We start from the raw sequence: 13,119 nt of genomic DNA, 5'->3' as shown, positions 1-13,119 counted from the left end.
CTGTTCGCGGCAGCCCAAAATGCCGTCGATCGACGCTCCGGACCTCGATCATTTCATCGACTCTCTCGGCGAAGCCTTTGTTTGCCGGGGATTATTCCAATCCCATGGCGTTTTGCGACCCGAGGAAATCGGGCCAGACCGCAAAACGCGTCGAAACAGCGAATTGGAGCAAACAAGCGTTCACGCCTGAACGCGCGCTGCTCCAGGGGAGAGAACGTCATGAACGCCACGGGCGTGGGCGCACCAGTGCGCCGCAAGGAGGACTTCCGGTTCATCACCGGCAAGGGCAATTATACCGGCGACATCAATCGCCCGGGCCAGGCCCATGCCTATTTCCTGCGCTCGCCGCATGCACATGCGGCGATCAAGTCGATCGACATCAGCCAAGCCCGCAAGCTGCCGGGTGTCATCGAGATCCTCACCGGCGAGGATTTGGCGCAGGACAAGATCGGCGGCTTGATCTGCGGCTGGATGATCCACTCCAAGGACGGCTCGCCGATGAAGGCCGGCGCCCATCCGGCGCTGGCCCAGGGCAAGGTGCGCTATGTCGGCGACCATGTCGCCGTGGTGCTTGCCGAAACCCTGGCGCAGGCCAAGGACGGTGCCGAGGCCATCAACGTCACCTATGAGCCGCTGCCGGCCAGCGTCGATACCGCCAAGACCCAGGCCAAGGACGCGCCCCAGGTCCATGCCGAGGCCGAGAACAACACCGTGTTCCAATGGCATCTCGGCGACAAGACGGCCTCCGACGCCGCCTTCAAGGCAGCCAAGCACATCACCAAGCTCGACATCCTCAACAACCGCCTGGTGCCCAACGCCATCGAACCGCGTGCCGCCGTCGGCGACTACGATTCCGGTACCGAGGCCTATACTCTTTATACCACCTCGCAGAACCCGCATGTCGCCCGCCTGGTGCTGTCTGCCTTCATCGGCATCGCACCCGAGCACAAGCTGCGCGTGATCGCCCCCGATGTCGGCGGCGGCTTCGGTTCCAAGATCTTCATCTATGCCGAAGAGACGGTGTGCGTGTGGGCTGCCAAGCGCATTGGACGCCCGGTGAAATGGACCGGCGACCGTACCGAGGCCTTCCTCGCCGACGCCCATGGCCGCGATCACGTCACCCGCGCCGAACTCGCCATCGACGCCAACAACAAGATCACCGGCCTGCGCGTCCACACCATCGCCAATCTCGGCGCCTATCTCTCGACCTTCTCCTCCAGCGTGCCGACCTATCTCTATGCGCCGCTGCTGTCGGGCCAATACGACATCCCGGCGATCTATGCCGAGGTCGACGGCGTCTACACCAACACCGCCCCGGTCGACGCCTATCGCGGCGCCGGACGGCCGGAGGCGACCTTCGTGGTCGAGCGCCTTGTCGAGGTGGCGGCGCGTGAACTTGGCCTCGATCCGGCCAAGTTCCGCAAGAAGAACTTCGTGAAGTCCTTCCCGCACCAGACCCCGGTGATCATGACCTATGACGCCGGCGACTATAATGCCTCGCTCGACAAGGCGATGGAGTTGCACGACGTCAAGGGCTTCGGCGCCCGCCGCCGCGCCTCCGAGCGGGCCGGCAAGCTCAGGGGCCTGGGCTATTCGGCCTATATCGAGGCATGCGGCATCGCGCCCTCCCAGGCGGTGGGCTCGCTCGGCGCTGGCGTCGGCCTGTGGGAATCGGCGGAGATCCGCGTCAATCCGATCGGCACGGTCGAGGTCCTGACGGGCTCGCACAGCCATGGCCAGGGCCATGAGACCACCTTCGCGCAGTTGGTGTCCGACCGGCTCGGCATCCCCATCGACTCGGTCGCCGTCGTGCATGGCGATACCGACAAGGTGCAGTTCGGCATGGGCACCTACGGTTCGCGTTCCGGCGCGGTCGGCATGTCGGCCATCGTCAAGGCGGTCGACAAGGTCATCGCCAAGGGCAAGAAGGTCGCCTCCTATGTGCTGGAGGCCTCCGAAGGCGACATCGAGTTCAAGGATGGGCGCTTCTCGGTGGCCGGCACCGACAAGGGCCTGGCTTTCGGCGAAGTGGCTCTGCAGGCCTATATCGCCCACAAATTCTCGGGCCAGGACCTTGAACCCGGCCTCAAGGAAGGCGCGTTCTACGATCCCACCAATTTCACCTTCCCGGCGGGCGTGCATATCTGCGAAGTCGAGATCGATCCCGACACCGGCGTCACCACCATCGCGCGCTGGACGGCGGTGGACGATTTCGGCGAACTGATCAACCCGATGATCGTCGAGGGTCAGGTGCATGGCGGCATCGCCCAGGGCGTCGGCCAGGCCCTGCTCGAGGGTGCGGTCTACGACAAGGACGGCCAGCTCCTGACCGCCTCCTTCATGGACTATTGCATGCCGCGCGCGGACGACCTGCCTTCCTTCAATGTCGGCATGACCAAGACCACCTGCCCCTCCAACCCGCTCGGCATCAAGGGCTGCGGCGAGGCGGGCGCGATCGCGGCACCGCCCGCGGTGATGAACGCCATCACTGATGCCATCGGCCTGGAAGACATCGCCATGCCGGCTTCGCCCCAGGTGGTGTGGAACGCCGTGCAGCGCGCCGCCAAGGGCAAGAAGGCAGCGGAATAACGGGGGCGGGTCTTCTCAGCTCCGTCGGCACGCCGATGGAGCGGGACCCGCCAGGAACCTCCAAGCCACGAGAATCAGGCGGGTCTGAAGACCCGCCCCCCACTTCAACCCTGGGAGCCTCCCATGTATCCGTTCACCTATCAGCGCCCAACCTCCGTGCGCGGGGCCGTCGCCGCCCTCGCCAAGGCGGAAGACGCCAAACTGCTCGCCGGCGGGCACACCTTGCTGCCGACCATGAAGCAGCGCCTCGCCAGCCCCACCACCCTGATCGACCTCACCAAGATCGAGGGCCTCAGCGGTATCGAGGTGAAGGGCCGCAATCTCGTCATCGGCGCCACCACGCCGCATGGCGACGTGGCTGCGAGCGCCACGGTCGGCGAAGCCATCCCGGCTCTCGCCGCTCTCGCCGGCATGATCGGCGATCCGGCGGTACGTTCGCGCGGCACCATCGGCGGCTCGCTCGCCAACAACGATCCGGCCGCCGATTATCCGGCGGCGGCCCTCGCCCTCAACGCCACGATCATCACCAACAAGCGCAAGATCCCGGCCGACGAATATTTCACCGGCCTGTTCGATACCGCGCTGGAGGAAGGCGAGATCATCACCAAGATCTCCTTCCCCATTCCGGCCAAGGCAGCCTATCAGAAATTCCCCAATCCGGCTTCGCGCTACGCCCTGGTCGGGGTGTTCGTGGCCAAGAAGGGAAGTTCGGTGCGCGTCGCGGTCACCGGCGCCGGCTCCGATGGCGTGTTCCGCCACACCAAGGCCGAAGAAGCGCTGTCGTCGCGCTTCCATGCCAAATCGCTCGACGGGGTGAGCCTCTCGTCCAAGGGGCTCAACGGCGACATCCACGCCAGCGCCGACTACCGCGCCCACCTGATCGGCGTGCTGACCAAGAGAGCCGTCGCAGCCGCCAAGTGACCGACCCAAAGCGTTTTGCTCCCCGGGAGCGCGGCCCTCATTTGCGCTCCCGTCTCCTGCACCGACCGAAAGCGCGCGCATGCCCGCATCTTCAGGAACCATGCCCGAAGCCGAATTCTCCACCGATTTGGCCAAGACCCGCTTGACGGTCCTCGTCGCCAACATCACCACGCTGGGGGTGGAGGCCATCGTCAACGCCGCCAATACCTCCCTGCTCGGCGGTGGCGGCGTTGATGGAGCCATCCACCGTGCCGCCGGGCCGGAGCTGGTGGCGGAGTGCTGTACGCTGAACGGTTGCAAGGTGGGCGATGCCAAGATTACCGGGGGATACCGGCTGCGGGCCCGTCATGTCATCCATACCGTTGGCCCGGTCTTCATTGGCGGCGCCCAGGGAGAGGCCGACAAGCTCGCCTCCTGCTATCGGCGCAGCCTCGAAGTCGCCGCGGCCAATGCCATTGCCTCGATCGCCTTTCCGGCCATTTCCACCGGGATCTACCGTTACCCGGCGGACGAAGCGGCCACGATCGCCGTCGCGACCGTCATCGATACCTTGCCGCTGCTGTCGGCGCCCCCGTCACTCGTCGTGTTCTGCTGTTTCGATGCGGGCACGGCCACCCATTACCGCCAGGCCTTCGTCGATGCTGGCCTCGCCCCCTTCTGATCGGGCCCGATCAGGATAACTCTGCAGGATCTCAAAGACTTGCGGAGTTTTTCGACATTGCCCATTCATGGGCCCCATCGAGAAATTCCGCTTGGCAGGGACTCGTCCTATAGTGCCGGCAGATTTCAGGAGTTTGCCTTGCCTGCCTCCCTTCCCGCCTCCATCGACGCAACAGCCGCCCTACTCGCCAAGGCCGACTATGTAGCCGGGCGCGACCTTGCCACCGTCTTGTTCCTCGCCTTGCGCATGGGCCGCCCGCTTTTCCTGGAAGGGGAAGCGGGCGTCGGCAAGACCGAGATCGCCAAGGTGCTGTCTGCGACGCTGGGCCGCTCCCTGATCCGCCTGCAATGCTATGAAGGCCTCGACATCGCCTCGGCGGTGTATGAATGGAACACCATGGCGCAGATGATCGAGATCCGCCTGGCCGAGGCCGGCGGCAATGTCGACCGCGCCAGCCTCGGTTCCGATCTCTTCTCCGAACGCTTCCTGATCGCCCGGCCCATCCTGGAAGCGGTACGCCCCCAGGCCGGTGGTGCGCCGATCCTGCTGATCGACGAACTCGACCGCACCGACGAGGCCTTCGAAGCCTATCTCCTCGAGGTTCTTTCGGATTTCCAGGTCACCATTCCCGAATTCGGCACGGTCAAGGCGGAAGCGCCGCCCATCGTCGTGATCACCTCCAACCGCACCCGCGAGATCCATGATGCCCTAAAGCGGCGCTGCCTCTATCACTGGGTCGATTACCCCAGCGCCGAGAACGAACTCGAGATCCTGCGCCGCAAGGTGCCGCATGTGCCTGCCAAGCTGTCGCGCGAGCTGATCGGCTTCGTGCAGGCGCTGCGCCGGGAGGACCTGTTCAAGGCGCCGGGCGTCGCCGAGATGCTGGACTGGGCCACCGCCCTGACCGAGCTCGATGCCGTGGCGCTCGATCCCGCGCTCGTCTCCGACACGCTCGGCGTGCTCTTGAAATATCAGGACGACATTGCCCGCCTCTCCGGCAGCCAGGCCAAAAGGCTGATCGACAGCGTCAAGGCCGGGGCGCAGGCCCATGCCTGACATCGCGCCTGCCGAAACAGCGCCCCCCGAGATCGGCAGGCTTGCCGACAACATCGCCTATTTCGGCCGCCTCCTGCGCGACGCCGGCCTGCCGGTCGGCCCGGCCAGCGTGCTCGATGCCATCCGGGCGGTGGAGACAGCCGGTCTCGGCGGCAAGCAGGATTTCTACTGGACACTGCACAGCGTCTTCGTGACGCGGCACGAACAATCGCTGCTCTTTCGCCAAGCCTTCGAATTGTTCTGGCGCCAGCGCGCCCTCACCGAAAAACTCATCGCCATGATGTCCCCCCAGGCGGTGGCGATGAAGGAACCGCCCAAGCCCAAGGCCGGCGCGCAGCGCGTCAACGATGCCTTCTACAAGGAGCCGCCGCGCGAGGTGGAGGAGAAGAAGCTCGTCGAGTTCGACGCGCGCCTGACCATGTCGGAGCGCGAGATCCTCAAGGAGCGGGACTTCGCCCAGATGACCGCGGAGGAGATCGCTGCCGCCAAGAAGGAAATGGCAGGGCTGCGCCTGCCTTTCGACAATGTCCCGACACGCCGCCTCAGGCCCCGAGGCAGCGAGGTCATCGACCTCAGAAGGACGCTCAGAGCCGCCATGCGCAGCGGCGGCGATCTCGTATCCATCGCCTATCGGCAGGCCGGCGAGAAGCACCCGCCCCTCGTGGCGCTTTGCGACATATCCGGATCGATGGCGGACTATTCCCGCCTGTTTCTGCATTTCCTGCATGCGATCTCGGAAAAGGGCCGGCGCGTGCATGCCTTCGTGTTCGCGACGCGGCTGACCAACATCACGCGTTCGCTGAGAACGCGCGATCCCGACGAAGCCCTCGAACATGCTTCCAGAGCCGTCAAGGATTGGGATGGCGGCACTCGCATCGCCCATTGTCTGGAGCGCTTCAACAAGGACTGGTCGCGCCGCGTGCTCGGCCAGGGCGCCACGGTGCTGCTGATCACCGATGGGCTGGAGCGTCAGGTCGATCCCGGCCTCGCCAAGGAACTCGACCGCGTGCATCGTTCCTGCCGCCGCCTGATCTGGCTCAATCCCCTGCTGCGCTTCGACGCCTTCGAAGCGCGCGCGGCCGGCATCAAGGCCATGCTGCCGCATGTTGACGAATTCAGGACCATTCACAATCTCAAGAGCATGGGCGACCTGGTCAAAGCCCTCGACCGCAGAGCCGACGCCGCCGCCGATCCCAGGAGCTGGTTGAAACGCGTTGGTTGACGGGCCCTGTAGCTGACGTAAGGAGGAAACACTCCGAATTGTCATTGCCGGGCTTGACCCGGCAATCCAGGCCTGGGCCCCGCAGCGCGGGGGCTTCTGGATGGCCGGGTCAAGCCCGGCAATAACAAAGGTCATGCAGACACCAGGGCGCTCGAGTGAACTGTATTGCGGCTGAAAGGCCCGTCTCAAGGAACAATTTCGATGAGTGATACCACCAGCAATTTCGCTTCCGACACCGACATCCTCGCCAGTGCCCAGCAATGGCGCGAACAGGGCAAAGGGGTCGCCATCGCCACCGTGGTGGAGACCTGGGGCTCGGCGCCGCGCCCGACGGGCTCGAACCTGGTGATCGACGAGGACGGCAATTTTCTCGGCTCCGTTTCCGGCGGTTGCGTGGAAGGCGCCGTGGTCACCGAAGCACTCGATGTTATTCAAGAGGGTAAGCCGCGCCTGATCGAGTTCGGGGTCGCCGACGAGACCGCCTGGAAGGTCGGCCTGTCCTGCGGCGGCACCATCCGGGTCTATGTCGAGAAACTGGACTGAAGGCCGCTTTCCTTCGCAATATTTGTCGCAGGCTCCGCCATGAAACTTGCCACCCTCCAGGCCCTCAACCAGGCCAAAGCCGCCCGCAAGGCCGTTCTTCTCGTCACCGATCTCGAGACCGGCGAGGAACGCCTGGTCGAGGAAAGCGCGATCCCGGCCGATCCGCTGGCCTCCGTGCTGTCGCAGCAATTGCGGCAGGGTCGCTCCGCCACAGTCGAGCAGGATGGCAGGCGCCATTTCATCACCGTCCACGTGCCGCCGGTACGCCTGGTGATGATCGGCGCCGTCCATATCAGCCAGGCGCTGGTCCCCCTGGCCCGCCTCGTCGGCCAGGATCCTGTTATCGTCGATCCGCGTACCGCCTTTGCCACGCCAGAGCGCTTTCCCGACGTCAAACTGTTCGCCGAATGGCCCGATATCGCCTTGCCGCCCCTCGGCATCGACCGTTACACCGCCTTCGTCGCCCTCACCCACGACCCGAAGATCGATGATGGGGCGCTGATACATGCGCTTGAACGCGAGTGCTTCTATGTGGGGGCGCTGGGCTCGCGCAGGACGCATGCGCGCCGCATCGAGCGGTTGTGCGAGGCCGGTGTCGGCGAGGCCGCGCTGGCGCGTATCCGGGCGCCCATCGGCCTCGACATCGGCGCTATCAGCCCGGCCGAGATCGCCGTCTCGATCATGGCAGAGATTACTGCCGCGCTTCGACTGGAGAGTGGCGAGAGGCAACCCAGGTCGCCTGTCCTGTCAAAACCCTGTTATAAGTGACTGTGTTTCCATGTTTTTCGGCGAGATTTCCATAGACCAGGCCCAGGGCGGCGTTGCTGTCCATTCGATCCGCAAGGGGGGGCTTGTCCTCAAGAAGGGCACGCATATCGGGCCAGCCGAAATCGAGGCGCTGCGCCGCGAAAGGGTCGAGTCCATCGTCATCGCCAGGCTCGATCCCGGCGATGTCGGCGAGGATATCGCCGCCGAGCGCATTGCCATCAGATTGGGAGGTGAAGGCGTGCGCGTGGCCGAGCCCTTCACCGGCAGGGCCAATCTGTTCGCCGAGCAGGCCGGCGTGCTGGTGATCGACCGTGACGGCGTCGATCGGGTCAACGCCATCGACGAAAGCATCACCTTCGCGACCCTCCCTGCCTTCGATCCCGTCAAGGCCGGCGAAATGATCGCAACCGTCAAGATCATCCCCTTTGCAGTCGAGGCGCCGACCTTCGAGCGCGCGCTTGCGAGCCTGGGTGCCCCGATCATCCGGATCGCTCCCTTCCGGCCCCTCAAGGTCGCTGCGATCTCGACCGTGCTTCCCGGCCTCAAGGAGAGCGTGATCGCCCGCACCCTGCAGGTCCTGAAAGAGCGCCTGGCTCCTGCCGAGGCCAGGCTAGTCCTCGACGAAAGGGTGCCGCATCAGGCCCCGGCGCTGGCGCTTGCCCTCGATCAAGCCAAGGCAGCTCAGGCCGACCTCACCATCATCTTCGGCGCTTCGGCCATTGCCGACAGGCGCGACGTCATTCCCGCAGCCATCGAAATATCGGGCGGCACGGTCGAACATTTCGGCATGCCGGTCGATCCAGGCAATCTCCTGCTGCTGGGGCGTTCCGGCGCCATGTCGGTGCTGGGCGCGCCGGGCTGCGCGCGCTCACCCAAGGAGAACGGCTTCGACTGGATCCTGCACCGCCTGCTGGCCGGCCTGCCGGTCACCCGCGCCGATATCGTCGGCCTCGGCGTCGGCGGCCTGCTGATGGAGATCGTCAGCCGTCCCCAGCCGCGCGCAGCGGCCGGGAAGACGGGCGAGAGCCCTCCTCACGTCGCGGCCATCGTCCTGGCTGCCGGCCGCTCTACGCGCATGGGCGGGTCGAACAAGCTCCTGGAGGATTATGCCGGCAAGCCGCTGGTCCGTCATGCCGTGGAAGCGGCGCTTGCCAGCAAGGCGGGTTCGGTCACGGTGGTCACCGGCCATCAGCAGGCCGAGGTTCGCGATGCCCTGGCCGGACTGGCTGTCTCCTTCGTGCACAATCCGGACTTCGCCGAAGGCCTCTCCACTTCCGTGCGCGCCGGCATCGCGGCCCTGCCCGCCGAATGCGACGCTGCCCTGATCGCGCTGGGCGACATGCCGCTGGTGGATGCCGCCCTGCTCGATCGGCTGATATCGGCCTTCGAACCGGACAAAGGCGCCCTCATCGTGCTTCCCGTCACCGAGAGGCAGCGCGGCAATCCCGTGATCTGGGCACGGCGATTCTTCGACGAATTGCAGGCCATCGAGGGCGACGCCGGAGGCCGGCAGATCCTCAAGGCCAACGGCGATGCGGTGGTCGAGATTCCCGTCTCTTCGAGCGCCGCAAGCTTCGACGTGGACACAAGGGAGGCGCTCGCGCAATTGCGACAACTCCCGACCTGACATTTTGTTGCTCGCCCCGCCGCCGCAACATTCGCGCGCAAGGGGTGTGCGCAATTATTCAGCAATATTCTTTCCCCTGATGAAGGATAGTATGGCCATCGAAATTTTTGTGTGGATCTAGACGAAATCTAACAGCCGTTACACGTCTGCACGACTGGAGCCATTCAGCCGCTAAATCGTTTTTTGGGCGTTACTGGTGCAAAATTGACGCTTCTAACGCCAGCCGACGCTAAAAAATTCGTCGGGCTGCATAAATATTTCGTGATTTCCAGAAACTTCGCTTTCGAGACCATCGCGGTGATTGTCAGTTTGCAAAGCGCTTGCTATGACAGGAAATCGTCGAATGACTGCCTGTCTCTTAGGCAAAAATCCCGCCAAAGGGAGACCAGGAGAAGCAAGGACGGCGTCGACAGAGGGGAAAGTTTGTAGACGATGGCAGAGTTTTTACAGCAGCTCATCAACGGGCTGGCGGTAGGATCGCTATATGGTCTTATCGCCGTGGGTTACACGATGGTGTTCGGCATCATCGGCATGGTGAACTTCGCTCACGGCGATCTGTTCATGCTCTCCGCGATCATCGCATTCATCTGTTTCGTGATCCTGGTAACCTTGCTCGGACTTTCGTCGGTCATCGTGGCCTTGCTGGTGGTCATGGCAATCGGCATGGTCCTCACCAGTATCTGGAACTGGGCCATCGAGCGCATCGCCTACCGCCCGCTGCGTGGATCCTTCCGCCTCGCTCCGCTGATCTCCGCCATCGGCGTCTCCATGGCCCTGTCCAATTTCGTACAGGTCAGCCAGGGCGCCGAATCCAAGGCGATCCCCCACGCCGTGGACGCTGCCCTCAGCGCGAAATATCAGATCTGGTCGGAGGTCACCTCGGACGGACGCGCCATGGACGCCTCGCTCTCGCTCAAGGCCATCCTGATCTTCGTCACCACGGCGGTGCTGCTGGCAATCTTCTGGTACATCGTTTCCCGGACCTCGCTCGGCCGCGCCCAGCGCGCCTGCGAGCAAGACCGCAAGATGGCCGCCTTGCTCGGCGTCGACGTCGACCGCACCATTTCCATCACCTTCATCATGGGTGCCGCCCTGGCTGCCGTCGCCGGCCTGATGTTCCTGGTGCTCTATGGTTCCGTGAACTTTCGTGACGGCTTCGTGCCCGGGGTCAAGGCCTTCACCGCCGCGGTGCTGGGCGGCATCGGCTCCCTGCCCGGCGCCGTGCTGGGCGGCATGCTGATCGGCCTGATCGAAAAACTTTGGGAAGGGTCCTTCGACGGTGATGTCGCCGCCTATCGCGACGTCGCAGTGTTCTCGGTGCTCGCCATCACGCTGATCTTCATGCCGCAAGGCCTGTTGGGACGCCCCGAAGTGGAGAAGGTGTGATCATGGCCGAATCCGATACCGCGCGCATTTCATCGGCCGAGTTGTTCAAGGATCTCATCTTCTGGGCTGTGGTCTCCACCTGCATGTTCCTGCCGGTGGTGGGACTGACGACCTATTCGGACCAGGCGAGCAACAGCTTCCGCCTGAATTTCCTCAACCCCGATTTCGCTTTCGGCAAACGCTTCGGCGGCCTGATCACCACCGCGGTCCTCGTCGGCATCATCGTGCTGGTCCGCCTGTACGTGTTGCTGCGCCCCCGACGCTCCGAACACAAGAGCCCCTCCAAATTCGCCCAATCGATGACCCGCATCGGCATGTCGCCCTGGGTGATGGCGTTTGGGGCCGGGCTCGCCATCGTCTTCCCGCTTGTCATGCTGGGCACCCTCGGCGACAAGGGCTCGCTGAAGTGGATCGACAGCTACGGCATCCAGATCCTGATCTACATCATGCTGGGCTGGGGATTGAACATCGTGGTCGGCATGGCCGGCCTGCTGGACCTGGGCTATGTCGCCTTCTACGCAGTCGGCGCCTATTCCTACGCGCTCCTGTCCGTCTATTACGGTATGACCTTCTGGGAATGCCTGCCGATCGCGGGTTTCCTCGCCGCTCTCTGGGGCATCATTCTCGGCTTTCCCGTGCTGCGCCTGCGCGGCGACTATCTTGCTCTCGTCACACTTGCCTTCGGTGAAATCATCCGCAGCGTGCTGGTGAACTGGAAGTCCTTCACCCACGGCAATGACGGCATCACCTCGATCAAGCCGCCTACCTTCTTCGGCATCCCCTTCACCGCCGGCCCGAATGGTTTTGCCAAGACCTTCGACCTCGCCTTCTCGCCGATCCACGGCAAGATCTTCTTCTACTATGTCATCCTCATTCTCGCGGTGATGACAGCCTACATCACCAGCCGCATGCGCAGGCTGCCGGTTGGCCGCGCCTGGGAGGCGCTGCGCGAGAACGAGATCGCCTGCCGCTCGCTCGGCATCAACACCACCACCACCAAGCTCGCAGCCTTTGCCAGCGGCGCCCTGTTCGGCGGTCTCGCCGGCGCCTTCTTCGCGGCCAAGCAGGGCTTCATCAATCCCGAGAGCTTCGTGTTCCAGGAATCGGTGATGGTGCTCGCCATCGTCGTGCTCGGCGGTTCGGGCAGTCTTCTCGGCGTGGTCGTGGCCGCGATCCTGCTGGTTGGCGGTTCGGAAATCCTGCGTGAGCTCACCTTCATGAAGTGGATCTTCGGGCCCGACTTCGACCCGAGCCAGTATCGCCCCATGATCTTCGGCCTCGCCATGGTCTCGATGATGCTGTGGAAGCCGCGCGGTCTCATCTCCAACCGTGCTCCCACCGTCTATCTGAAGGAACGCAAGATCGTCTCTGGCGCCCTCGTACAGGAAGGTCACGGATGAGCGCGCCCGAGAACAACGACATGATCGATCCCGCCCTCGCCTCGCACGCCCATCCCGAACAGCACTGGCACAGCGATCCGATCCTCAAGGTCGAGAAGCTGACCATGCGGTTCGGAGGCCTCACCGCCGTCAACGCCGTCTCCTTCAATTGCGGCCGGGGCGACATTACCGCCCTGATCGGCCCCAATGGCGCCGGCAAGACCACGGTGTTCAACTGCATCACCGGCTTCTACAAGCCGACGGAAGGCCGGATCGGCCTGCGTCACGGTTCAGTGGCGGCCTGGGGCGAATTCGATGCCCTGACCGCCACCACCCAGCAAAAGCTCAGCCATGGCCAGGACACGCTCTATCTGCTCGAGCGCATGCCCGACTTCATGGTCTCCCGCCAGGCCAAGGTCGCCAGAACCTTCCAGAACATCCGCCTCTTCGCGGGCATGACGGTGCTGGAGAACCTGCTGGTCGCCCAGCATGTCCACCTGATGCGCGCGTCGGGCTTCTCCGTCTTCGGTATTCTCGGCCTGCCCACCTACAGCCATGCCGAGAAGGCTGCGATCGAGAAGGCGAAATACTGGCTCGACAAGACCGGCCTGATGGCCCGAGCCGACGATCCGGCCGGCAGCCTTCCCTATGGCGACCAGCGCCGCCTGGAGATCGCGCGCGCCATGTGCACCGAGCCGGTGCTGCTTTGCCTGGACGAACCGGCCGCCGGCCTCAATCCGAGGGAAAGCCTCGATCTCAACAAGCTGCTGCGCACGATCCGCAGCGATCACGACACCTCTCTTCTCCTGATCGAGCATGACATGTCCGTGGTCATGGAGATTTCGGACCATGTGGTGGTGCTCAATTACGGCACCAAGATCTCGGACGGCACACCCGAGCAGGTCCGCAACGACCCAGCCGTGATCGCCGCCTATCTCGGCACCGACGAGGAAACGGAGAGTTGAGC

At 64.1% G+C, this 13,119-nt stretch carries 11 protein-coding genes; all 11 read left to right on the top strand.

The genetic code is table 11. The annotated features are described in order from the left end of the window. Positions 1 to 219 precede the first annotated feature (219 nt). Positions 220 to 2,589, top strand: coding sequence for a xanthine dehydrogenase family protein molybdopterin-binding subunit (locus tag ACIGJE_RS14675; RefSeq protein ID WP_483677808.1), 2,370 nt, complete (start codon positions 220 to 222; stop codon positions 2,587 to 2,589). 123 nt (positions 2,590 to 2,712) lie between these two features. Then, positions 2,713 to 3,510: an FAD binding domain-containing protein gene (locus ACIGJE_RS14670; protein WP_311938812.1), complete on the top strand. Its 798-nt coding sequence runs from the start codon at positions 2,713 to 2,715 to the stop codon at positions 3,508 to 3,510. Between the two features lie 79 nt (positions 3,511 to 3,589). Then, positions 3,590 to 4,171: an O-acetyl-ADP-ribose deacetylase gene (locus ACIGJE_RS14665; protein ID WP_483677806.1), complete on the top strand. Its 582-nt coding sequence runs from the start codon at positions 3,590 to 3,592 to the stop codon at positions 4,169 to 4,171. Positions 4,172 to 4,309: 138 nt separating this feature from the next. Beyond that, a complete protein-coding gene (locus ACIGJE_RS14660) occupies positions 4,310 to 5,227 on the top strand; it encodes an AAA family ATPase (protein WP_311938810.1) in 918 nt (305 codons plus the stop codon). Beyond that, positions 5,220 to 6,449, top strand: a complete 1,230-nt coding sequence (locus ACIGJE_RS14655) for a vWA domain-containing protein (protein ID WP_483677804.1) — start codon at positions 5,220 to 5,222, stop codon at positions 6,447 to 6,449. Before ACIGJE_RS14660 ends, ACIGJE_RS14655 begins: the two co-directional genes overlap by 8 nt. Positions 6,450 to 6,650: 201 nt before the next feature. Continuing rightward, positions 6,651 to 6,992: an XdhC family protein gene (locus ACIGJE_RS14650; RefSeq protein WP_394309534.1), complete on the top strand. Its 342-nt coding sequence runs from the start codon at positions 6,651 to 6,653 to the stop codon at positions 6,990 to 6,992. A gap of 39 nt (positions 6,993 to 7,031) precedes the next feature. Beyond that, a complete protein-coding gene (locus ACIGJE_RS14645) occupies positions 7,032 to 7,760 on the top strand; it encodes an XdhC family protein (RefSeq protein ID WP_483677803.1) in 729 nt (242 codons plus the stop codon). Between the two features lie 10 nt (positions 7,761 to 7,770). Continuing rightward, positions 7,771 to 9,387, top strand: coding sequence for an NTP transferase domain-containing protein (locus ACIGJE_RS14640; RefSeq protein ID WP_483677801.1), 1,617 nt, complete (start codon positions 7,771 to 7,773; stop codon positions 9,385 to 9,387). A gap of 432 nt (positions 9,388 to 9,819) precedes the next feature. Beyond that, positions 9,820 to 10,773: a branched-chain amino acid ABC transporter permease gene (locus tag ACIGJE_RS14635; RefSeq protein WP_068299287.1), complete on the top strand. Its 954-nt coding sequence runs from the start codon at positions 9,820 to 9,822 to the stop codon at positions 10,771 to 10,773. A 2-nt stretch (positions 10,774 to 10,775) separates the two neighbouring features. Beyond that, positions 10,776 to 12,173, top strand: coding sequence for a high-affinity branched-chain amino acid ABC transporter permease LivM (gene livM, locus ACIGJE_RS14630; RefSeq protein ID WP_483677800.1), 1,398 nt, complete (start codon positions 10,776 to 10,778; stop codon positions 12,171 to 12,173). A gap of 20 nt (positions 12,174 to 12,193) precedes the next feature. Further along, positions 12,194 to 13,117, top strand: a complete 924-nt coding sequence (locus ACIGJE_RS14625) for an ABC transporter ATP-binding protein (protein WP_367626720.1) — start codon at positions 12,194 to 12,196, stop codon at positions 13,115 to 13,117. Positions 13,118 to 13,119 lie beyond the last annotated feature (2 nt).

Source organism: Labrys sp. E2SS-1L, assembly GCF_057073705.1.
This window is presented reverse-complemented; position numbering and strand designations above follow the sequence as displayed.